The 23,475-nt window shown below is 68.9% G+C and carries 10 protein-coding genes and 1 tRNA gene; 6 read left to right on the top strand and 5 right to left on the bottom strand.

From position 1 onward, the window contains the following. Positions 1-71 precede the first annotated feature (71 nt). A complete protein-coding gene (locus ACYX7E_RS03085) occupies positions 72-803 on the top strand; it encodes a double zinc ribbon domain-containing protein (RefSeq protein ID WP_462079093.1) in 732 nt (243 codons plus the stop codon). A gap of 84 nt (positions 804-887) precedes the next feature. On the opposite strand, the gene ACYX7E_RS03080 is transcribed toward ACYX7E_RS03085, so the two are convergent. Together ACYX7E_RS03080 and ubiA are read right to left on the bottom strand one after the other, a co-directional pair. After that, positions 888-3,056 carry a hypothetical protein gene (locus ACYX7E_RS03080; RefSeq protein ID WP_462079092.1) on the bottom strand — a complete coding sequence of 723 codons (2,169 nt, stop codon included), beginning with the start codon at positions 3,054-3,056 and terminating at the stop codon, positions 888-890. Between the two features lie 205 nt (positions 3,057-3,261). Further along, positions 3,262-4,164, bottom strand: coding sequence for a 4-hydroxybenzoate octaprenyltransferase (gene ubiA, locus ACYX7E_RS03075; protein WP_462079091.1), 903 nt, complete (start codon positions 4,162-4,164; stop codon positions 3,262-3,264). 132 nt (positions 4,165-4,296) lie between these two features. On the opposite strand from ubiA, the gene ACYX7E_RS03070 reads away from it, so the two are divergent. The 3 genes from ACYX7E_RS03070 to ACYX7E_RS03060 all read left to right on the top strand — a co-directional run bounded on the left by ACYX7E_RS03070 (position 4,297) and on the right by ACYX7E_RS03060 (position 6,204). Continuing rightward, positions 4,297-4,373, top strand: a tRNA-Arg gene (locus tag ACYX7E_RS03070). Positions 4,374-4,887: 514 nt separating this feature from the next. Further along, positions 4,888-5,616 (top strand): hypothetical protein, encoded by a 729-nt coding sequence (locus tag ACYX7E_RS03065; RefSeq protein WP_462079090.1) that lies wholly within the window; start codon positions 4,888-4,890, stop codon positions 5,614-5,616. A 72-nt stretch (positions 5,617-5,688) separates the two neighbouring features. Next, positions 5,689-6,204 carry a nuclear transport factor 2 family protein gene (locus tag ACYX7E_RS03060; protein ID WP_462079089.1) on the top strand — a complete coding sequence of 172 codons (516 nt, stop codon included), beginning with the start codon at positions 5,689-5,691 and terminating at the stop codon, positions 6,202-6,204. Between the two features lie 87 nt (positions 6,205-6,291). Here the strand turns inward: ACYX7E_RS03060 and ACYX7E_RS03055 are convergent, their stop codons facing one another. Beyond that, the gene (locus tag ACYX7E_RS03055) at positions 6,292-6,879 is read right to left on the bottom strand and encodes a helix-turn-helix domain-containing protein (RefSeq protein ID WP_462079088.1); all 588 of its coding nucleotides are present in this window, start codon (positions 6,877-6,879) and stop codon (positions 6,292-6,294) included. Positions 6,880-6,960: 81 nt separating this feature from the next. Here ACYX7E_RS03055 and kbl point away from each other — a divergent pair, with 81 nt between their 5' ends. Beyond that, on the top strand, positions 6,961-8,157 hold the full coding sequence (kbl, locus tag ACYX7E_RS03050) for a glycine C-acetyltransferase (protein WP_462079087.1): 1,197 nt from the start codon (positions 6,961-6,963) through the stop codon (positions 8,155-8,157). Further along, complete coding sequence (locus tag ACYX7E_RS03045; protein ID WP_462079086.1) at positions 8,154-9,110, top strand: NAD-dependent epimerase/dehydratase family protein; 957 nt, start codon at positions 8,154-8,156, stop codon at positions 9,108-9,110. Before kbl ends, ACYX7E_RS03045 begins: the two co-directional genes overlap by 4 nt. 35 nt (positions 9,111-9,145) lie before the next feature. Here the strand turns inward: ACYX7E_RS03045 and ACYX7E_RS03040 are convergent, their stop codons facing one another. Together ACYX7E_RS03040 and ACYX7E_RS03035 are read right to left on the bottom strand one after the other, a co-directional pair. Beyond that, positions 9,146-12,931 (bottom strand): hypothetical protein, encoded by a 3,786-nt coding sequence (locus ACYX7E_RS03040; protein ID WP_462079085.1) that lies wholly within the window; start codon positions 12,929-12,931, stop codon positions 9,146-9,148. 12 nt (positions 12,932-12,943) lie between these two features. Next, positions 12,944-23,467, bottom strand: a complete 10,524-nt coding sequence (locus ACYX7E_RS03035; RefSeq protein ID WP_462079084.1) for a DUF7507 domain-containing protein — start codon at positions 23,465-23,467, stop codon at positions 12,944-12,946. Positions 23,468-23,475: the final 8 nt, after the last annotated feature.

Below are 23,475 nucleotides of genomic sequence, written 5' to 3'. Positions count from 1 at the left end.
GGGCTGGGCTGACAACAGACATGGGGCTTTTCCGACAGGCCGCTCGGGCCGGATGCGGCAGTCTGGAAAGCATGTCGGTTCCTGTCAACCAAAGACCGTCCGGAAAAGTTGACCGCTGGTGGCGACGCGCCGGTCGCTGGCTGTGCCCGCCGCGTTGCCTGGCCTGTGGCGAGGCCGGCAGCAGCGGTGCGGCGTTGTGCCGGACCTGCATGGACCTGCTGCCGTGGAACCGGCATGCCTGCGCCCGCTGCGCGGTGCCGCTGCCGGCCGGATCGGCGGGCCAGGCCTGCGGCGACTGCCTGCAGCATCCGCCACCGCTGACCGAGGTGCACGCGGCCTTCGTCTATGCCTTTCCGGTCGACCGCCTGCTGCCGCGGTTCAAGTTCCATCACGACCTCGCTGCCGGCCACCTGTTCGCCACCGCGATGCACCAGGCGCTGGCCGCGGCGCCGCGACCCGACGCCCTGATCGCCGTGCCACTGCACCGTACGCGGCTGCGCAGCCGGGGCTACGACCAGGCGCTGGAACTGGCGCGACCGCTGGCAGCCGCGCTGGCACTGCCGACCCTGTCCGACGCGCTGCGTCGCCAGCGCCCGACCCTGCCGCAGTCGCGACTGGACGCTGCGGCCCGCCGCCGCAACCTGCGCGATGCCTTCGTCGTCGGTCGCAATCGCCTGCCGGCGCATGTCGCGCTGGTCGACGACGTCATGACCACCGGCGCCACCCTGCACGCCGCCGCCCGCACGCTGCGGCGGGCCGGCGTCGCCCGCGTCGACGCCTGGGTCTGCGCACGCGTGCCGTGAGCATCGGCCGCGGACGCGCGCCGCCGCGTCATACAACGGCCGCCGCGCCCTCCCGGCGGCGCGACATCATCGGAGTCGGCAGCGTCAATCGAAGTCGTCGGGATTGCTGCTGTAGTTGACCGGGACCGTCACCAGGACCTGGCCACCAACCGCCACGTTCAACTGCACGCTGATCAGTTCCTGCGCCCCGATCGTGCCGCCGCTGGCCTGCGCGCAGGTACTGCCGGCACTGGCCGAACAGGTCCACGGTGCCCGCAGCGTGACCCCGGGCGGCAGGTTGTCGGTCAGCACCGCGCCCACCACGGCATCCGGCCCCGGATTGGCGATGGTGATGACGTAGTTCGAGGTGCCGCCCGGACTGACCGCCGTGGTGTTGTTGCTCTTGCTGATCGCCAGGTTGGCCAGTCGCTGTCGCTGCGTGACTACGCAGGTCACCGTCAACGCCGACGTCGTCCCGGTCGGCACGACCAGGTTGAACTGGTCGCCGGCGCCCTGCGCGTACTCGACGTTGTTCTGGTCGCTGCAACGCCAGCTCGGCACGAAGTGCGCGGCCACGGTCCCGGTGGCGGCCACCGCGGCCAGGTCGTAGGTGTCGCCATGGATGGCGTCGACGACCTCGATCTGCCCGCCGCTGGCGGCCGTGGGCAGCGAGGCGAGCACCTGCCCGGCGCGCGCGATGCTCATGTCGAAACGTCCGGGATGCGTCGGCGGTGCCACGTCCAGCAGCAGGCGCAGCAGCGTCTGGCAGTATGAGAGGAAGCCTTCGACGGTGACCACGGCCTCGCCGACGCGGACGCCCAGCAGGCCCAGCACCGGGTCGACCAGGTTGCCGAGCACGAGCGACAGCACTGGCGACAGCACCGGCCTGACGACATCGGCCAGCACGCCCAGCAGCGCGTTGATGATGCCGTTGACCACGTTGGTCAGCACCGACAGGTCGACCGGGATCAGGCCCAGGATCAGGCCCTGGACCCGCTGGGTGACCAGGCTGACCTCCAGCGCCCCAAGCAATGACGTGACCAGGTTGCCGACGCAGACCGTGCCGCAGGCGAGCGTGACCGTGCGTGGATAGGCCGGCAGCATGTTGACGGGCTGCGCCAGCGGCTGCCCCTGGGCACTGGCACGCAGCCGCACCGACAGGTCGACCTCGAGCTTGATCAACGAGAACCCGGCCAGCGCCAGGTCCGCCGTCAGGGCCAGCGTGGTCGCGGGCATCGGCTGCACGATCGCCGGCGTCAGTACCTGGGTGCGATTGAAGAACACCGCATCGCTGATGCGACCGATGTACAGGTCGACGACGCCCGGCTGCACTTGCAGGTTGACGGCCTGGTTGACCAGGTTGAGTCCGGTGATCGTGCCTTGCGCACGCGCGACGTCGGCGTAGACCTCGACGTTCAACACGCCGGCCGACAGCTGGATGTTGCTCAGGCCCAGCGTCAGCCCGTTCAGCGCATTGAGCAGCGGCTGCACCGGCAAGCGGTTCAGCAGGCCCAGGTCGAGCTTGATGCGGATCGCGGCGGTGTGGAACTGCGAGCCGGTCGGCCCGCAGACCTGCACCGGAGGCTCGACGACCTGCGCCCACAGTTCCACCCGGGTCACGCCGGTCAGGCCCAGGGCGGCGGTGTCGACGACGATCGGCGTCGGCGTGGTCAGCACGTTGCGATAGTTGTACAGCTGGACCGAGCCGGTCAGCAGGTCGAGCACGTCCAGGTTGACGCCGGCCAGCGAACCGTCGGGCAGGTCGATCCGCAACAGCTCACCGAGCCGGATCGTTCCCGTCAGCGGGCCCAGCGGCACGTTGAGCACGTTGAGCGCATTGACCAGCGCGGTGTTGCCGTCGGCTTGCGCGACCTGCACCATCGCCGCGCGCAGCTGGCCCAGCGTCACATTGGACGCGAGCACCTGCTGGGTGCTGCTGGCGCCGAGCTCGTTGCGCAGCTGCAGCAGCAACAGGTTGAGATTGATGTCCGAGGCCGCCAGGGCGTTCCAGTCGGCGACCGACAGATTGACGGTGCTGCCAGGCAACAGGGCCCGCAGCAGCAGGTTCAGCAGGGGTCCCTGCTGGCTGCTGACCGAGGCCAAGCGCGGCCCCGCGTTGACACAGGCACCGGTCTGGCAGGCCTGCGCGCTTGCGGTGCCCTGCACCGCCGCAAGCATCAGCAGCAGGGCCAGCCAGGCCGCCTGCCACAGGTGCCACCCCTGCCATCCACCCCGAAACGTCGTCCCCGCCGATCCAGCTGCCCCGTTCTCCATGACAGGCCCCCCGACCTGGTAGGTCCGCGCGGGATGGCGTGGACCTCCTGATGTATTCTTCGACAACCCACCCCTTCCGACTCTGCCCGCAGTCACAGTTCGGGGATGCATTCAGCCGATCTGGCCCGTCGGCGGGCGCCATGCCGGCGGGCGACGGGCATGCGCGGAAGAGGACAGGCAGGGGCGGGCGTCGACCGGGCGTCGATCAGCGCAGCACGTAGTCCGCGGCGATGCCGGCGAAGATCGCCATGCCCACCCAGTGGTTGTGCAGGAAGGCCCGGAAGCACGCCGCGCGATCGCGGTGGCGGGCGATGACGAACTCCCAGACCACCAGGCCTGCGGCCACGGCCAGGCCGGTCCAGTAGACCGCGCCCAGGCCGGCGGCGCGCCCGGCCAGCAGCAGCGCGACGAAGGTCAGCGCGTACAGCACGGCCTGGGCCACCAGGTCGAGGTCGCCGAACAGGATCGCCGTGGACTTGGAACCCGCGCGGAGATCGTCCTCGCGGTCGACCATCGCGTACCAGGTGTCGTAACCGGTGGCCCAGAAGATGTTGGCCACGTACAGCACCCACGCGACCGGCGGCACCTCGCCCTGGATCGCCGCGAAGCCCATCGGGATGCCCCAGCCGAACGCCATGCCCAGGTAGACCTGCGGCAGGTAGGTATGCCGCTTGAGGTAGGGATAGCTGGCCGCCAGCAGCACGCCGACGAAGCTCATCAGGATCGTCAGCCGGTTCATCGTCAGCACCAGCGCGAACGCCAGCAGCATCAGCACCGCGAACACCAGCAGCGCCTCGCGTCCGCGCACCGCACCGGTCGCCAGCGGGCGGTCCTTGGTCCGTTCGACCAGCGGATCGAGCCAGCGGTCGGCATAGTCGTTGATGACGCAGCCCGCCGAACGGGTCAGCCAGACACCGGCACTGAACACGAACAGCGTCCACAACGGCGGCGTGCCGTCGGCCGCGATCCACAGCCCCCACCAGGTCGGCCACAGCAGCAGCAGCCAGCCGATCGGCCGATCGCCCCGCGCCAGCTTCCAGTACTGCCCCAGGCGCTCGCGCCAGCGCGGCACGATGGGCGCCGCAAAACGTTCGTAACCATGACTCATCGGGAAAGCCTAGCAGGCTTTGCCGAGCCCCAAGTCGCACGCACTCGCATCCCTCGTGGCGATCGTGGACAATAGCCGGCCGCTCCGCCCCGATCGCTCCGCGACGCCCGGCCGAGCGCGCAGCAACACCACGCGCCTGTAGCTCAGCCGGATAGAGTAGTGGCTTCCGAAGCCATTGGTCGGGGGTTCGAATCCCTCCAGGCGCGCCATCTTCCCATTGCGTCAATAACTTACGACGCTTTCGCGCAACCCGTCCTTGGCGACCCGTACGAGGCGCGCGCGCGCCCCAGACCGCAGCAACAAGAACCCGAACGTAGCGATGGCGCGCGATCCGGGTGATACGGCATGCCGCATGGACGAGCGCGCACGGGCCGCTTCAAGCACCCGCCATCCGGCGCTCCCCGTCGCAGACGCTCGCGCAACGGCGGCCGCGGAACGAAGCGCCGCCCCAGAGGACTGGATACAGGCGGAGCTGACGACCGCTTCCAGCCTTGGGCAGACCCGCAGCCGCTGGTGCCGAGACAGCGTGCGGACGGCATCCGGCTGCTTCGAGCGCTCGATGCCACGCCTCGAACTGGCCAGATTGCGGCGGTTACCACGTAATCGACAAAGCGGTCGTCGATGGGGCCGACGGGAGCGAGGCTGTCCGTCCGCCGACCGGGACGGGGCGCTTGCCTCCCCCACCGGGGATCCACCGTCTCATTCCACCACAAGGGGTTGATGATGCAGCGGCCGTACCGGAACCTCGGTTTCTTCTTCCTGCTGCTGCTCGTCCTCGTCATTGCCGGCTTCACCCCGCCGGTGGCCGGCACGCCCTTCTTCGGTTACTTCAGCAGCCTCGCCCGCTTCGAGACGATTCCGGCCGTGATCCATGGGCACGCGCTGGTCGCGGTGGCCTGGTTCGCGCTGATGGTCGTGCAGCCGTTCCTGATCCGGACCAACCGGCTCGCCCTGCATCGATGGCTGGGCAAGGCCTCGGTCGTGCTGGTCGCCCTGTTCCTGTTCACCGCACTGCAGGTGATGAAGCACTTCTACACGAAAGCCATCGTCGCGATGCCGCGGGACACGGTGCTGTCGCTGCTTGCACAGTCGTTCACCGCGCTGACGCTGTTCGTGCTGTTCTATGCGCTGGCATTGCGGGCGCGCCGCAACCTGCATCAGCATGTGGCCTTCATGGTCGGCGCCGCGCTGGCGGCCGCGACGCCCGGACTGGCCAGGCTGGGCCTGCATGTCGTCGGCGGGCTTCCGGGCATCCTGACGGTCGTGGTGCTGATCTATGCAACGCTGGCCGGCTTCCTGCTGTACGCGAAGATCCGGTGGCACCAGCCGGTGACCAGCAGCCCTTACCTGCCGGTCATGCTGCTGTTCCTGGCCGCGCATGCGATGGACTTCATCGGCAGCAGGACCCGCGCCTGGCTGTGGCTGGCCGACCGGATGGTGTCGATCTGGTGACCTGCCCGGCTGGCAATGCGCGTTGTTGCTTGAACATGGACGGATCATTTCGATCCATACGGAGAGCGAGTCATGCGGAAGGGAATACTTGTCGCCTTGCTGATGGTTGCATCCTCGCTGTCTCCGCTCACGGCAATGGCCCAGGCGACGGCGCCACGATCCAGCGATCCAGCGGCGCCTGAGCGGGCGGTCCTCGCACTCGCCAACGCACTGGTCGGCGCCATTGTCGACAGGGACGTCGCCACGCTGGAGCGCCTGCTTGCCGATGACTTCGTCGACGTGTCTCCGGACGGCACCACCAGCACCCGGGCGCAGTTCATCGCCGAGTACCAGGACCCACCGGCGACCGCGACCACGTTCGCGTCTGCCTCGTTTGCTGCGGATGATGCCGTGGTGCGTGTGCATGGCACCGTGGCGCTGATGACCGGCCGCAGCGTATGGCGCGGTCAGACTGCGAAAGGGCAGGTCTTCAACAGCGTGCTGGCGACCACACTGGTGGCCCTCGAGGACAACGGCCGATGGAAGATTGCGGCCACGCATTCCAGCCTGGTTCCGGCACAGGCTGCGACAGCGGATCCGTCGACCTGACACCTCACGCAACCCTGCCCGGGGTTTCGGCAGGCCAGGTCGCATCGACCGAACCTGAAAAAGCGCGACGAGCCGGCACAACGCCGGTCAGAAGCTGTGCGTCACCACCAGCACGGCGGTCGCGACCGACTTGCCGGCATTGCGGATCGCATGCACGACGTCGACGGCGTAGCGCGCGCTTTCGCCATGGCGGACGCGGCTGCTCTCGCCGGCGACGACGACGTCCATCGCGCCGGTCAGCACGCTCAGGTGCTCGCGCGAGCCGGGCTCGTGCGGCTGCGATTCAAGAACGCCGCCGGGCTGGATCGTCAGCTCGTACCACTCGAACTGCCCGGCCAGCTCCAGCGAGCCGAGGATGCGCAACTCGCATTTGCCGTCGGGGCTCTTCAGCGACGGAGTGGCATGGGCGCTCAGCAGCGAGATCGACGGGGTGCTGACACGACCGCCTTCGAGCAGCTCGGACATCGGCACGCCCATGGCGTTGGCCAGCCGCCAGACGAGGGCCACGGTGGGGTTGGCCTGGTTGCGCTCGACCTGGGACAGCATCGACTTGGACACCCCGGCCTTGCGCGACAGCTCGTCCAGCGACAGTCCGCGGGCCTGCCGGAGCGCCTGCAAGGCCGTGCCCACGCGGGGCGGCTCGGGGCTGGAGGGGGTGGCTGCACTGTTCATCATGACGGATTTGGTGTCCAATATATCGAATTGCGTTCGATTTAACGCACGCATGCAGCCTGCCACAAATCCGCCGGGGTCACCATGAGCATCGCGTTCCAGCAGCATCTGCAGACCGAACTGCAGGCCATCCGCGACGCCGGCCTGTACAAGGCCGAGCGCATCATCACCACGCCGCAGGGCGCGACCGTGCGCACCACCGAGGGCCGCGAGGTCATCAACCTGTGCGCGAACAACTACCTGGGCCTGTCGTCGCACCCGCAGGTCATCGAGGCCGCGCACGAGGCCTTGCGCACGCACGGCTACGGACTGAGCTCGGTGCGCTTCATCTGCGGCACCCAGGACCTGCACAAGACGCTCGAAGCGCGGCTGGCCCGCTTCCTCGGCACCGAGGACACGATCCTCTACGCGGCCGCGTTCGATGCCAACGGCGGCCTGTTCGAGCCGTTGCTGGGCGAGCAGGACGCGGTCATCAGCGATGAGCTGAACCATGCCTCGATCATCGACGGCATCCGCCTGTGCAAGGCCAAGCGCTACCGCTACAAGCACAACGACATGGAAGACCTGGCGCGCTGCCTGGTGCAGGCCAAGGCCGATGGCGCGCGCTTCAAGCTGGTGTTCACCGACGGCGCGTTCTCGATGGACGGCACGATCGCCCAGCTCGACAGGATCCGTGCGATCTGCGACGAGCACGACGCGCTGCTGGGCATCGACGAATGCCATGCCAGCGGCTTCCTCGGCAAGACCGGCCGCGGCACCCATGAGCATTGCGGCATCTACGGCAAGGTCGACATCATCACCGGCACGCTGGGCAAGGCGCTCGGTGGCGCGTCGGGCGGCTTCACCAGCGGCAAGCGCGAGGTCATCGAGCTGTTGCGCCAGCGCTCGCGGCCGTACCTGTTCTCCAACACCGTCGCGCCGAGCATCGTCGGTGCCTCGATCGCAGTGCTCGACCTGCTGGAATCCTCGACCGCGCTGCGCGACAAGCTCGAGGACAACACGCGTTACTTCCGCAAGGCGATCACCGAGGCCGGTTTCGAGATCAAGCCGGGCACGCATCCGATCGTGCCGATCATGGTCTTCGATGCGGTCAAGGCGCAGCAGCTCGCCGCGCGCCTGCTGGAGCTCGGCATCTATGTGGTCGGCTTCTTCTTCCCGGTGGTACCGCGCGGCCAGGCGCGCATCCGCGTGCAGATGAGCGCGATCCACGACCGCCACCACCTGGAACAGGCGGTCGCCGCGTTCACCCAGGCCGGCCGCGAACTGGGGCTGCTGGCATGAGCGCCGCCACAAAAACACCGCGCATCCTGATCGTCGGCGCCAACGGCCAGATCGGCACCGAACTGGCCGCCGCGCTGGCCGAGCGCCATGGCAACGCTGCCGTCGTCACCAGCGACATCGCGCCGGAGGGCCGCGTGCCCGGGCTGGCGCACGAGAAGCTCGACGTCACCGATGCGGCGGCGCTGGCCGACGTGGTGGCCCGCCATGGCATCACCCAGATCTACCAGCTCGCCGCCGCGTTGTCGGCGACCGGCGAGACCAAGCCGATGTGGGCCTGGGACCTGAACATGATGGGTCTGCTGAACGTGCTGGAGCTGGCGCGCGAGCGCAAGCTCGACCGCGTGTTCTGGCCGAGTTCGATCGCCGCGTTCGGCCCGTCGACGCCGCAGGACGACACCCCGCAGCGGACGGTCATGGAACCCACGACGGTCTACGGCATCTCCAAGCTCGCCGGCGAAGGCTGGTGCCGCTGGTACCACGCCAACCATGGCGTCGATGTGCGCAGCCTGCGCTATCCGGGACTGATCAGCTGGAAGACACCACCCGGCGGCGGCACCACCGACTACGCGGTCGACATCTTCCATTCGGCCTTGCGCGATGGCCGCTACACCTGCTTCCTGGAAGCCGACCAGGCGCTGCCGATGATGTACATGGACGATGCGCTGCGCGCGACCCTGGAATTGATGGAAGCGCCGGCAGCGTCAATCGGCGAGCGCGGCAGTTACAACCTGGCCGGCATCAGCTTCACGCCGGCGCAGATTGCCGAGCAGATCCGCCAGCGCGTGCCGGGCTTCACGATCGACTATGCGCCCGACTTCCGCCAGCAGATCGCCGCCAGCTGGCCGCGCTCGATCGACGACAGCGTCGCGCGTCGCGACTGGGGCTGGACGCCGCAGCACGACCTGGGCTCACTGGTCGACACGATGCTCGACAACCTGCGCAAGGCCGGCTGAGCGGGCGCAGGTGCGCGCGCGTTTCCCTGGCGCGGTCAGTAGGTCCCCACAAGGTTCAGGTACCAGCCCTTGTGGTCGTAGTCGAAGTTGGTCAGGTCGTCGCTGAAGTCGGTGAAGTTGTAGCCGACGCCGACGCGGAAGTTGCGCCCGATGTCGCGGTCGATGCCGATCAGGGCGCCCTGGCGGTCTCCGCCCTGCCGGACGCTGAGCCGGCGGTACTCGGCCAGCGCATGCCACTGGCCGGCGAACTCCCGGCGCACCTGCGCGGCGATGAAGGTCGCCGCCGAATCGGCCCACTCGCCCTGCAGCCGGCCCATGCGCACCTCGCCTTCGCGGCGCATCAGCTTGCCGGCGAACTCCCAGCGGCCGTCGGGCGCCCAGATGCCCTCCAGCGACAGGACCTGGCTGCGCTGGTCGTAGTAGGCGACGTTGGTGCCGGTCTGTTCCAGCGATGACACGTCGTACAGATAGGTGTGCTTGCCCAGCAGCGCGTAGCGCGTGGTGTTCCACGGCCGCAGGGCGAAGCCGAGGTTGCTCTCGATGAACTTCGCACCGGCCTGCGGATTGAGTGCGTCGTCGGTCCTGGAATAGTTCACGCGCGCGGCCACGCGCAGGCTCTCGTTGATCTTGTGCATCAGCCGGTGCGTGGTCACCCATTGTTCGCGCTGCTCCAGGCCGCTGTCCTCGCGCCATTCCAGCTTGCTCTGCCACTGCGTGGCTTCCGAGGTGCGGCCGCCGTTGAGGCTGATCGCGCGCCGGTCGACGCTGCCGGTGCCGCGGTCGAGCTGCGCGTCCTGCAGCGTGAAGCCGAGGTTCCAGCCGACGCCGGGGAAGAAGTCCATGCCGAAGGTATGCGCCAGGCCCGATTCATTGGGGGCCTTCAGGTACTGGCTCTCGTTGAACAGGTTGACCTGGTTCGACAAGCGCCAGCGCTGGCCGAGCGTCCAGCCGGTGTTGAGGTTGCGGTTGAACAGCGGGTCGTAGTCGCTGCGGTCGGTCGAGAACGTGTAGGCGCCATACAGCGCGTGCTCCGGCGTCAGCCTGTACTCGGCGTTGACCTGCGCGGAGTCCCCGCGATCCCCGGTGCTGACATCGGCACCGATCGTCGACAGGTCGCCGAACTGGTACTTGGCGCCAAGCCGGAAGGCATCGTTGCTGATGTAGCGGCCGTCGTCGTCGTCCAGCGTGACCTGTGCGGTGCCGGTCACGTCCAGCGCGCTGCCGAAGCGATGCTTGTACTGCAGCGCGCCGAGCGTGCCGGACACATCTCCGGTCGAACGTTCCTCGTCGACACGGCGGATCTCTCCGCCCAGCGTGGCGCGGTCGTTGATGCGCCATTCGGCGGTCAGCTGCGACTGCGCCAGTGCCTCGCCGCCGCGTTCGGCGCGGCTGTAGCGGGCATACAGGTTCAGGGCCGGCGAGAACTGGCCCAGCACTTCGACACCATGCTCTTCGATGTCTTGCCCCAGGTCGAAGCGCGAGACCGAGAAGCCGGCATCGACGCGCCGCCACCAGCCGCCCGCCGACCAGTCGAGCCGGGTCCAGCCCAGTTCCTTGAAGTTGATGCGCGCTTCCACCGCGCTGGCTTCGCCTTCGCGCGCACCGATGCCGGAGTTGATCTCGCTGAAGCTCAGGCCGCCGTTGTCGGAATAGAAGATCGGCGCGCTGGTGGCTTCGGTGCGGGTGTGTTCGAGCTTGAGATAGGTGCCGCGCCCGGCCTGCAGGGTCAGGTCCGCGCCCTGCACGGAATAGTTGTCGCCGGCGCGGTTCTCTTCGATCCAGGTCGCGCCGACGCCGACGTGGTCGCCGAACCAGTGCTTGCCACGGAAGCCCGCGGCGATCTCGTCGGCGCTGAAGCCACTGGGAATGTATTCGTAGTCGACCAGCAACACCTGTGCGAAGCCGTCGAGCGGGGTGTCGGTGGTCAGCGACGGCACGTGCTCGCGGACCACGGTCGCCAGCGGGCGCGTCAGCAGGATGCGGCCCTGGAACGCATCGAGTTCGTAGTCGGCGCCCTGCATCAGCTCGACGCGGTTCTCGACGCGGCCAGTCGTGGTATCGCGCACTTCCAGCACCACGCGGTCGGAGCCGGGCAGGATGTCGGTGTGCTTGAGGTAGTACAGGCTGCCGCCGGTGCCGAGGAATTCGCTGTGCCCGGGCGCGGTCTGCGCTTCCGACGCGAACGCGCGCAGCTCGCTGCCGGCTTCGCCAAAGACGGTGGCGCGGCGCGAGCGCCAGTTCAGGCCAGCGCCATACAACGCGCGCGTGTACTGCGCGTACTCGGTACCGGTGATACCGGTGTTGAAGTTGCCCCACAGGGCCTGGCTCTTGTCCCAGTCGACGCGGACGTAGAGGCGGCCCTGGGTATCGACGTCGCGCCAGGTCGTCGAGTCGTCGCCGTAGACCGGGTAATAGGCATCAGGATCGAGACGGCGGAAGATGTCCTGCGGATCGGCGTTCCAGAATCCGCTGAACAGCTGGCTGATTTCGCGTTCCTGGGTATCGGCCTGCGCGGTGACCAGGTACTTGCCCTGGATCTTGCCCTTCAGGTAGAACGCCAGCCGGCCTTCGACGAGGAAGCTGTCGTCGTAGCGGTCGTCGCCGGCCAGCGGCTGGATCGAACCGGATGCGCTGTTGCCGGACAGGGTGACATCGGCGATCGCGACCGCGAAGGCATAGCGGCCGCTGACGTCGATATCCAGTGTCTGCACGATCGGCGGGTCTTCCTCGCCGCTGAGCCGCAACTCGAAACGATGGCGACCGACCGGCACGAGGTATTCGGCCAGCAGCTTGCGCTCCAGGTCGACCGGATGGTTGCGGCCGTTGATCGTCACCGAGGTGTTGGCGGGGATGTTGCGGCCCTGGATGCGGATGCGCGAGCCGTAGATCGCGATGTTCTGCTGGCGCAGGCTGTTCTCGCCGAACACACTGTCGAGCAGGCGCTGGCTTTCGGCCTGGTCGACGCCCATCGCGGTGCCGTAGCGGCGCTCGGTGGCATCGCGCAGCAGTTGCCGGCCACGTTCGGCTTCTTCCGGCTTCACCAGTTGCATGCGGCGCGGGTAGGTCTCGTCGACGCTGCCGTCGGCACCGTGCGCGCGCACGATGTAGATCAGCTCGTCGCCGGTGCGTGCGACCAGCCCCGTGGGCAATGCGCCATCCCATTCGGTGTCGACGACCGCCGCGACCGGCAGAGGCACCGCCGCGACCGGTGAGACCAGGTCGACGTCGCTGGCGCGGTAGATCAGGATCTCGGCGCGTTCGATGAAGGCAGAGTAGTTGCTATAGGCGTGGAAGCGCACGGGCCGGGTCACACGCGTGCCGTCGAACGGCAACAGGCTGGGCGCGGTGATATTGAATTCCGGCAGGCCCAGCGTGGGATCTTCGGTCGCCCAGATCACGCCGCCATTGCCGAGCTGCACGCTCCACTTGCCGACCGCGACCGCCTTGCCGGGCTGCTCCGACAGCACGCTGACGCGGCGGTCGGCCTGCAAGGCCTGTGCGGACGAGGCATCGGTAGTGCCGTCGGTCCGGGGTTGGCGCTCGCCGCGTGTGCGGATACGCATGACGATGCCGTCGGCGGAGCGGCACTGCGCGGTATCGCATTCGATCCCGGAGGCAGTCGGGGGGTTGGGGTTGGGGTTGGCCGGCGTGTTGGCGGCTTCTGCTTGGGTGGGCGTGGCAGGCGCCACCGTCGCGGCGGGCGCCATCGTCTGCTGTGCCCGCACTGCCTGCGCCGGCAGCAGGACCGGCAGCAGGCTGGCCAGCAACATCGCCAGCAGCAGGCGATGGGCGGAGGGGCAGGTGCGCTGAGTCGTCTTCATGATAGCCACCCCCTATCGCTCACGGATGCCGACAGGGGCTGTCGGGCTTGCATCGATGTCGACCCGCAGGCGACTGCGTGCCTCGGGGCTGAGTTGGGCGGCGATCGCCGCGTGGATGGCCTTGGCACGCTGCAGGCCCAAGGCATCGTTGTAGGCCAGCGCGCCGCGGCGATCGGCATGTCCGACGATGCCGACCACGCCGCCGCCCATCGCTTCGATGTCGGCCGCGATGCGGGCGATGACGGCCTTGAATTCCGGCCTGATCTCCGCGCGGTCGGTGTCGAACAGCACCGCGCCCAGCAGAGGCGTTGGTGCCAGCGACAACAGCGTGCTGTCGGCATCGGCAAGATCGCTGCGCAGGCTGATCGTCAGCATGCCGGCCTGCTCGGGTGTCAGCGCCGCCAGCAATCGCGCCTGCACCGCCTTCGCGCGGTCGTAGGCCAGTTCCGGGCTTTCGCCGTTGGCCGAGATCACCACCTCGCCGCCGCCATGCGCGCGCAGGTTGTCGACGACGCGGTCGACCAGCGGCAGGTACGGGTGGCGCACCTCCGCGCTGCCTTCTGCGAACACCACCTGGCCCAGCTCGATCTCGACCTCGCGCCGACCGCCCTCGACCAGACCCGGCGGCAGCTTGACGCCGAAGTCGAAGCGCACCGGCAGGCCCGGCGTCACGCGACGCAGCAGCGGATTGGCAGTGGTCATCGTGCTGCCCGGCGGCAACGTGCTGGGGTCGACCTTCAGCACGAAGTTGCTTCCGCGTCCGGCGCCGCCCGGCGTCACGCCGGCCAGGTGGTAGCGGCCGAACTGGTCGGTTTCGATCAGCAGTCCTTCGACCGAGGCGATGCGCACGCCGGGAATGCCGCGCTCCTCGACGCCGGCATTGGCGATGACATAGTCGACGCGATAGCCATCGGCAAGCTGGCTGACCCGGCGCTCGACGATCGGCTCGGCGCTGCCCAGCCCCTTGCCGGCTTCGCCGCCGTCGCGCGCGATGCGGGTATGGCCGGCCGCGTCCATGTGCACGCGGATGCCCTCGGCGGCGGTCAGCACGAAGTCATCGGTGAACGCCAGCGTGCGCAACTGCTGGCTGACCACGATGCGCCGCGCGCCTGCCGGATCGGCATCGGACTGGCGCCCCGCGATCGTGCCGATCGACAGGCCATGCAGCATCGGCGCGCTTGCATCCGGCACCGGCACCGGTCCCTGCCCGCGATCGAGCGTGGTCGAGTGGGCGACATAGGCCGATGCGGCAAACCCGCCCCGCAGGTGGACCTCGCCCAGGCTGGCGCTGTCCTGCCAACCGTCGCCGTCGCGGTCATCGAATACCGTGCCGAGGATCAACGACTCGTCGAGCATCGGGTCGCCGACCATCTGCACGTCCGCCGTCGCCAGGTTGGAGACAACATTGCCGTTGTCGAGCACGTAGGCGCTGTTGGTGTGGATGCCCGCACGCACGCCGGCGCCGACCCGCAGCAGGTAGCTGATGCTTGCGGTCTCGCCGGCGGCGATGTCCAGCTGGTCGATACGGATCGGATGGCTGCCGGCCAGCCGGCCAACACCGTCGCGATCCTCGACCACCAGCGAGTCGGCGACGTAGTGGAAACCCGCGGGCGGTGTGTCGACCAGGGTGCCGTCGACGACATCGATCAGGCCGGTGTTCTCGGCGATCACGGTGTAGCGCACCAGGTCGCCGACGACAACATTGGCGGGCATCGCACGCTTGACCAGCCGCACGCGGGCCTGGTCGGCCTCGACAGCGAGGGTCGCCGATGCTTCGGCGGTGACCGTCACCGTTGCGCTGCCCATCTGCGCGCTCGCGGTCGCGGTGACGTCGTTGCGCAGCTGGCCGCCGTCGCCGACATCGGCCGCGATGATCGTATGCGTATACCCCTCGCAGACGGCCACGGCCCCCGGCACCAGTGTCGTCGGCGCGCAGGCCAGCGTGGTCGGCGCGGCACCGGCCAGGCTGTCGAGCACGACCAGGTCCTGCAGCATCGTGTTGCCGGTATTGGTGACGGACACCGCATAGGCGATGACATCGCCGACATTGCCGACGCCGGGCGTGCCGTCGTCGACGCTCAGCGTCGCGGTCTTGCTGGCGACCATGCCCGGCAGCGCGACGTCGGTCGAGGTGGTGCAGGCATTGCATTCCGGATCGGGATCGCCGCCAGGCGGATTGCTGGCGACCACCGCATTGCTGACGGCGCCGGTCGCCTGCGCGCCCACGGTCGCGATGTAGCTGACCTCATGGGTGCCCACGGGCGTGCCGGCCGGCAGCGTGCAGACCAGCGCGCCGCTGCAGGTGAAGCTGCCGGCGCTCGTCACTCCGCCGAAGTCGAGCCCGCCGCCCAGGGTGTCGGTCAGCGTCAGGGGCTGCGTCGTCGCCGCATCGGCCACGGTCACCGACAGCGTGTAGGTCAGCGTTGCACCACGCTGCACCGGCGCGCTCGCATCGACGCGCTTGGACACCATGATCGTCGATACCGCAAGCGGCGTGGTGACGGTGGGATTGCAGGCCAGGCTGGTATCGCCGACGGGACAGACACCCGGCACCTGCGTGGTGACGGTCGCGGTATTGGCGACCTGGCCATTGTCGACATCCGTCTGGGTCACCACATGGTTGCCGACCAGGGTGCAACTGGCACCCGCGGCGAGCGTGGCGCAGGTCTGACTTGCACCCAGCATCGGATCAGCCACGGTGACACCGGTCAAGGTCACCGTGCCAGTGTTGGTGACGACGATGCTGTAGCCGATCGTGGCACCCAGCGCATAGGGCCCACTGGTGGTGACCGTCTTGGCCGAGGCCAGCGAAGAAGCCTGCACAATCGGCGTAACGACCTCGGGATGACAGACCGGGCTGGCATCGCCAGGTGGGCAGACGCCCGGTGTCTGCGTGGTGATGGTCGCGGTGTTGGCGATCTGGCCGTTGTCGACATCGGCCTGGGTCACCACGTAACTGCCGACCAGTGAGCAGGTGGCGCCCTCGACCAGCGTGGCGCAGGTCTGGCTGACGCCCAGCATCGGATCGGTCACGACCACGCCGGTCAGCGTGGCGGTTCCCACATTGGCGGCTTCGACGAGATAGTCAATCGTCGCACCCAGCGCATAGGGTCCGGTCGTGGTGACGGTCTTGGACGACACCAGCGTCAGCGCACGCACGATTGGCCTGAACACGACCGAGTAGCAGTTGGACTCGCCGAACACCGGGGGTGGCGGCGTCGCGTCGATCGCGAACACCGGGCAGACCGCGGACTGTGCCGAGCCACCGCTGACGAACTCGCCGGCGTCGAGATCCGCCTGCTGGATCGTGTACGTGCCGGTCAGCACGCAGGTGCCGCCGGGGGCCACCAACGCGCAGGTGTTCGTTGCCGGTGTCGTGATGTCGTTGCGGACCTCGACATTGATCAGATTGCCGGCGGCGCTGGTATTGGTTGCCGTCACCACGAACGTCACGACATCACCCACCGTGGGGGTGCCGCTGCCATCGTTGTCGGCGTAGCTGGTCGCCACGTTGAACAACGACAGCGACAAGGCGGTGACCGGCGTCGCCAGCGTCGCCGTGCAGCCTGGGTCGGGGCTGCCGGCTGCGCAGACCGGGCTTGTGGCGGTGGCATTGATCGTGACCGTGCCGGCCGTGGTATCGGCCTGCGATACCGCGTGCGTGCCCACCAGCACGCAGGTCGCACCGGGAGCGACGCTGGCACAGACGAGGCTTGAGGGCGCCAGCTGCGGCGCGGTGATCTCGACATTGGCCAGCGTTGCATTGCCGGTGTTGGTCATCGTCACCGTATAGGTCAGCACGTCGCGATAGCTGACCGTTCCGCTGCCGTCGCCGTCGGCGTTGCCGGTCAGCACGACCGTCAAGGTCTGCGATGGTGCGGCACCGACGATCACCGTGGCGGTCGCGCCGCCGCAGGTCGGGGGCGCCGTCGCCGGCAGGGCGCAGATCGTGTACGCGTAGGGATAGCTGCCGGCGCTGGTGCCGGCGGCGACCACGATGCTGCCGTCGGCGGCCATCGTGATGCTGCCGGTGGCAGGCGTTGGCGCGGTGCCGGGCGTCAGCGTGACATTGCTGCCGACCACGGCCTGCAGGCCATTGCTGAAGTCGTTGGCGACCACGCTGGCGCTGGTGCCACCGCCTGCCGGGAGATTGAAGCTGTCGTCGTTGGCGACGACCGTCGCCGCCACCGCCGTGGTGATCGGCGCGAAGCAGGCCGATTCGCCGAAGGCCGGTGGCGGTGGCGTGGTACCAACCGCGAACACCGGGCAAACCGGCGCCTGCGCCGAGCCGGCGCTGACGATCTGCCCGGCCGCGACATCGGCAGCCTGCACGGTGTAGCTGCCCACCAGGATGCAGGTCGCGCCGGGGGCCAGCGTCGCGCAGGTGGTCGTCGCGGGCACGGTCCTGTCGCTGCGCACATCGACATCGACCAGGTTGCCGTTGCTGCTGGTGTTGGTCGCCGTCACCGTGTAGGTCAGCACGTCGCCGACGGTGATCGTGCCGCTGCCATCGCCGTCGGCGTTCGCGGTCACGGTATGGCTCAGCGACAACGACAATGCGGTCACCGGTGTCGACAGCGTCGCAGCACAACCGGCAGACGTGCTGCCGGCGGAACAGATCGGGCTGGTCGCCGAGGCCGTGGTGGTCACCGCGCCCGCGGTGGTGTCGGCCTGCGACACCGCATGCGTGCCGACCAGCACGCAGCTCGCACCCGGTGCGACGCTGGCGCAGCCGATCGTCGCCGGCGACAACGCGGGTGCGCTGACGACGACATCGTCGAGCGGCGTGTTGCCGGCATTGGTCATCGTCACCGTAAAGGTCAGCACGTCGCGGTAGCTGACCGTGCCGCTGCCGTCGCCATCAGCGTTGCCGGTCAGCGCGATCGTCAACCCCTGCGCCTGCGCGGCACCGACGATGACGCTGGCGGTCGCGCCACCGCAGGTCGGGGGCGCCGTCGCCGGCAGTGTGCAGATCGTGTAGGCATAGGGATAGCTGCCGGCGCTGGTGCCGGCGGTGACCGTGATGGTGCCGTCGGGTGCCATCGTGATGCTGCCGACCGCAGGCGTGGGCGCGGTGCCGGGCGCCAGCGTGACATTGTTGCCGATGAGCGCGGCTTGCCCGTTGGTGAAGTCGTTGGCGACCACGCTGGCCGTGGTGCCGCCGGTGGCCGGCACGACGAAGCTGTCGGCATTGGCGGTGATCGTCGCGGCGACCGGCGTGGCGATCTGCGCGAAGCAGGTCGATTCGCCAAAGGCCGGCGGCGGTGGCGTGGTGCCGACCGGGAATACCGCGCAGACCGGCGCCTGCGCCGAACCGGCAGCAAGGATCTGGCCAGCGGCGACATCGGCCTGCTGCACGGTGTAGGTGCCCACCAGCACGCAGGTCGTGCCGGGCGCCACCAGCGCGCAGGTTGCCAGCGCCGGTGCCGTGCGGTCGCTGCGCACTTGCACATTGGCCAGGTTGCCGCCGGAGCTGGTGTTGGTCAGCGTGACCGTATAGGTCAGCACATCGCCGACGCTGACCGTGCCGCTGCCATCGCCATCGGCATTTGCGGTCAATGCAGTGGCCAGCGACAACGACAGTCCGATCACCGGGGTATCGAGCGTGGCCGCGCAACCGGGATCGGTGCTGCCGGCGGCGCAGATCGGGCTGGTGGCGGAGGCGGTCATGGCGACCACGCCGGCCGTGACATCGACCTGCGACACCGCATGTGTGCCTGTCAGCGCGCAGCTCGCACCGGGCGCGACGCTGGGACAGCTGTTGCTCGCCGGCGACAGCAGCGGTGACGCGACGACGACATCGTCCAGCGGCGCGTTGCCGGTATTGGTCATCGTGACGGTGTAGGTCAGCACATCGCGATAGCTGACCGTGCCGCTGCCATCGCCATCGGCGTTGCTGCCGAGCACGACCGCGAGCGTCTGCGATTGCGCGGCGCCGACGACCACGGTCGCGGTCGCCGTGCCGCAGGTCGGCGGTACGGTCGCCGGGATCGAGCAGATCGTGTACGGATACGGATAACTGCCGGCGGTGGTGCCGGCGGTGACGGTGATGCTGCCGTCGGGCGCCATCGTGATACTGCCGGCCGTTGGCGTCGGTGCCGTGCCCGCTGCCAGCGTGACATTGCTGCCGATGACCGCCTGCACGCCGTTGCTGAGATCGTTGGCGACCACGCTGGCGGTCGTGCCGCCCGCCGCGGCGACGGTGAAGGTGTCGGGATTGGCGACCACGGTCGCCGCGACCGGCGTCGTGATCGTCGGATTGCAGGCGGGCGAGGTATCGCCGGCCGGGCAGACGCCCGGCGTCTGCGTGGTGATCGTCGCGGTGTTGGCGATCTCGCCGTTGGCGACATCGGCCAGCGTCACGACGTGGTTGCCGGTCAGCGTGCAGCTGTCGCCGGGCGCAACGGTCGCGCAGGTCTGGCTGGTGCCCAGCATCGTGTCGGCGACGACCACGCCGCTCAGCGTCACGGTGCCGGTATTGGTCACCGAGATGCGGTAGCCGATGGTCGAGCCGGCTGCGTAAGGACCGGTCGTCGTCACGGTCTTGGCCGAGGCCAACGACTCGCTCTGCGCCAGCGGCGTCGTCACCACCGCATAGCAGGTCGATTCGCCAAAGGCGGGAGCTGGCGGCGTGGTGCCGACCGCGAACACCGGGCACACCGGCGACTGCGCCGAACCGGCGGCGAGAATCTGGCCGGCATCGACATCGGCCTGCTGCACCACGTAGGTACCGGCCAGGACGCAGCTTGCGCCGGGCGCCAGCAGCGCGCAGGTCGTGGTGGCGGGACTGGTGGTGTCGCTGCGGACCTCGACATTGGCCAGGTTGCCGCCGCTGCTGGCGTTGGTCGCGGTCACCGTATAGGTCAGCACGTCGCCGACGCTGACCGTGCCGCTGCCATCGCCATCGGCGTTGCCGGTCAACGCATGGGTCAGCGACAACGACAATCCGATCACCGGCGTGGCGAGCGTCGCCGCGCAGCCCGGATCGGTGCTGCCGGCCGCGCAGATCGGACTGGTGGCGGTCGCATCGGTGGTGATGACGCCTGCGGTGGTCTCCGCCTGCGACACGGTGTGCGTGCCGGTCAGCACGCAGCTGGCGCCCGGCGCCACGCTGGCGCAGCTGATCGTGGCCGGCGACAGCGAGGGCGCGCTGACAATGACGTCATCGAGGGGCGCATTGCCGGTGTTGGTCATCGTGACGATGTAGGTCAGCACATCGCGATAGCTGACCGTGCCGCTGCCATCGCCATCGGCATTGCTGCCGAGCACGACCGCCAGCGTCTGCGATTGCGCGGCGCCGACGACCACGGTCGCGGTCGCCGTGCCGCAGGTCGGCGGTACGGTCGCCGGGATCGAGCAGATCGTGTACGGATACGGATAACTGCCGGCGGTGGTGCCGGCGGTGACGGTGATGCTGCCGTCGGGCGCCATCGTGATACTGCCGGCCGTTGGCGTCGGTGCCGTGCCCGCTGCCAGCGTGACATTGCTGCCGATGACCGCCTGCACGCCGTTGCTGAGATCGTTGGCGACCACGCTGGCGGTCGTGCCGCCCGCCGCGGCGACGGTGAAGGTGTCGGGATTGGCGACCACGGTCGCCGCGACCGGCGTCGTGATCGTCGGATTGCAGGCGGGCGAGGTATCGCCGGCCGGGCAGACGCCCGGCGTCTGCGTGGTGATCGTCGCGGTGTTGGCGATCTCGCCGTTGGCGACATCGGCCAGCGTCACGACGTGGTTGCCGGTCAGCGTGCAGCTGTCGCCGGGCGCAACGGTCGCGCAGGTCTGGCTGGTGCCCAGCATCGTGTCGGCGACGACCACGCCGCTCAGCGTCACGGTGCCGGTATTGGTCACCGAGATGCGGTAGCCGATGGTCGAGCCGGCTGCGTAAGGACCGGTCGTCGTCACGGTCTTGGCCGAGGTCAGCGACTGCACCTGCGTGATCGGCGTCGTGATCGTCGGGTTGCACGCGAGCGTGGTATCGCCCACCGGACAGACGCCCGGCGTCTGCGTCGTGATCGTCGCGGTGTTGGCGACCGCGCCATTGTCGACGTCGGCCTGGGTGACGGTATAAGTACCGGTCAGCGTGCAGCTGGCCCCCAGCGCCAGCGTTGCGCAGGTCTGGCTGGTGCCCAGCATCGTGTCGGTCACGACGACGCCGGCCAGCGTCACCGTGCCGGTGTTGGTCACGGCGATGCTGTAGCCGATGGTCGCGCCCACGGCATACGGGCCGGTCGTGGTCACGGTCTTGGCCGAGGTCAGTGCACCGGCCTGCGCGATCGGCGTCGTGATCGTCGGATTGCAGGACGGCGTAGTGTTGCCGGCCGCACAGACGCCCGGCGTCTGCGTGGTGATCGTCGCAGTGTTGGCGATCTGCCCACTGTCGACGTCGGCCTGGGTCACCACATGGTTGCCGACCAGGGTGCAGCTGGCGCCCGGTGCCAGCGTCGGGCAGGTCTGGCTGGTGCCCAGCAGCACGTCGGCGACGACGACACCGGTCAGCGTCACCGTGCCGCTGTTGGTGCCGACGATGCTGTAGCCGATCGTCGCGCCGAGCGCATAGGGACCGGTCGTGGTCACGGTCTTGGCCGACGTCAGCGCGGACACCTGCGTGATCGGCGTGGTCACCGTCGGGTTGCAGGCTGCGCTGGTATCGCCGGCCGGGCAGACCCCCGGCGTCTGCGTGGTGATGGTGGCGACATTGGCGATCTGGCCGTTGTCGACGTCGGCCTGCACGACCACATGCGCGCCGGTCAGCGTGCAACTGGCGCCTGGCGCAACGGTTGCGCAGGTCTGGCTGGTGCCCAGCATGACGTCGGCGACAACGACGCCGGCCAGCGTCACGGTGCCGGTGTTGGTCACCGCGATGCTGTAGCCGATCGTCGCGCCGAGCGCGTACGGGCCGGTCGTGGTGACCGTCTTGGCCGACACCAGCGATTGCGATTGCGCCACCGGCGTGGTCAGCGATGCGAAGCAGTTCGACTGGCCGAAGTCCAGCGCGGGTTGCGGCGCGCCGACGGCGAACACCGGACAGATCGGCGACTGCGCCGAACCGGCGCTAACGATCTGGCCGGCATCGATGTCGGCCTGCTGCACGACATGGGTACCGACCAGCACGCAGCTGGCGCCCGGCGCCACCGATGCGCAGGCGGTCGTGCCCGGAACGGTCCTGTCGTTACGGACGTCGACATTGGCCAGGTTGCCGGCGGTGCTGGTGTTGGTGGCCGTCACCGTGTACGTCAACACGTCGCCGAGCGTGACCGTGCCGCTGCCATCGCCATCGGCATTGGCGCTCAGGACGTTGGTCAGCGACAACGACAGCGCCAGCACCGGCGTATCCAGCGTAGCCACGCAACCGGGCGCGGTACTGCCGCTCGCGCAGATCGGACTGGTGGCGGTCGCGCTGGTGGTGATGACGCCTGCAATGGTGTCCGCCTGCGACACGGTATGCGTGCCGGTCAGCACGCAGGTCGCGCCAGGCGCGACGCTGGCACAGCTGATCGTCGCCGGCGACAGCGAGGGCGCGCTGACGGCGACGTCGTCGAGCGGTGCATTGCCGGTGTTGGTCATGGTCACCGTGTAGCTCAGCACGTCGCGATAGCTGACACTGCCGCTGCCATCGGCATCGGCATTGCCGGACAACGCAATCGTCAGCGCCTGCGATTGCGCGGTGCCGACCACGACGGTCGCGGTCGTGCTGGCGCAGGTCGGTGGCGCCGTCGTCGGCAGCGTGCACAGGGTGTAGGGGTACGGATAGCTGCCGGCGGTGGTCCCCGCGGCGATGACGATGGTGCCGTCGGGCGACATCGCGATGCTGCCCACGCCTGGCGTCGGCGCAGTGCCGGCCGTCAGCGAGACATTGCTGCCGATGACCGCCTGCAGGCCATTGCTGCGATCGTTGGCGACCACGCTGGCGGTCGTGCCGCCGACCGCGGCCACGTTGAAGGTGTCGGGATTGGCGACGACCGTCGGCAGCACCGGTGTCGACACGCTGCTGCTGCAGCGCGCTTCGGCCGGGCAACCGGCATCGCCACCGCCACTGATCGTGGCGGTATTGGTCAACCCCGGGGCCGCCGCGGCAATCGTCGGCGTCACCGGGATGACGAAGCTGCGGGTGTTCGCGCCGGCGACATTCGACAGGCCGGCGGCGATCGTGCAGACCACGGTCTGGCTGCCCGCGGGCGTCAGCACGCAACCCGCCGGCAAGGTGCCGATGGCCAGGCCGGTCGGAACGGTATCGGTCACGGTGGCGGCCAGCGTCGTTGCCGCGGCGCCGCCATTGGTGACCGTCAGGGTGTAGCTCGCGGCAGTGCCGACGACGAAGCTGGCGGCGCTGGCGGTTTTCACCAGCGCCAACTGCGAGGAGACCAGGGCGTCGGTGTCCGCCGCCGACCAAGCGCAGACGCCGCCCGCCGCAGGTGCGGCGCAGGTCATGGTGTTGGGCAGGGTGGCGGTCGCGGTGTTGGTCACCGATTGCGCCCGCACCTGCGGCACGGCGAACACGGTGGCCAACAGCAGGGCCGACAGGATGGCGAACCGCAACCACGCGG

The sequence above is a fragment of the Luteimonas sp. RIT-PG2_3 genome (assembly GCF_054902115.1).
Note: the sequence above shows the minus strand (reverse complement) of the source record. Positions and strands in the feature narration are given on the sequence as shown.

Excerpts from the sequence above, each read along its gene's own strand:
- ACYX7E_RS03085 (WP_462079093.1), top strand. The coding sequence starts at position 72 with ATGTCGGTTCCTGTCAACCAAAGACCGTCCGGAAAAGTTGACCGCTGG.
- ACYX7E_RS03080 (WP_462079092.1), bottom strand. The coding sequence starts at position 3,056 with ATGGAGAACGGGGCAGCTGGATCGGCGGGGACGACGTTTCGGGGTGGA.
- ubiA (WP_462079091.1), bottom strand. The coding sequence starts at position 4,164 with ATGAGTCATGGTTACGAACGTTTTGCGGCGCCCATCGTGCCGCGCTGG.
- ACYX7E_RS03065 (WP_462079090.1), top strand. The coding sequence starts at position 4,888 with ATGCAGCGGCCGTACCGGAACCTCGGTTTCTTCTTCCTGCTGCTGCTC.
- ACYX7E_RS03060 (WP_462079089.1), top strand. The coding sequence starts at position 5,689 with ATGCGGAAGGGAATACTTGTCGCCTTGCTGATGGTTGCATCCTCGCTG.
- ACYX7E_RS03055 (WP_462079088.1), bottom strand. The coding sequence starts at position 6,879 with ATGATGAACAGTGCAGCCACCCCCTCCAGCCCCGAGCCGCCCCGCGTG.
- kbl (WP_462079087.1), top strand. The coding sequence starts at position 6,961 with ATGAGCATCGCGTTCCAGCAGCATCTGCAGACCGAACTGCAGGCCATC.
- ACYX7E_RS03045 (WP_462079086.1), top strand. The coding sequence starts at position 8,154 with ATGAGCGCCGCCACAAAAACACCGCGCATCCTGATCGTCGGCGCCAAC.
- ACYX7E_RS03040 (WP_462079085.1), bottom strand. The coding sequence starts at position 12,931 with ATGAAGACGACTCAGCGCACCTGCCCCTCCGCCCATCGCCTGCTGCTG.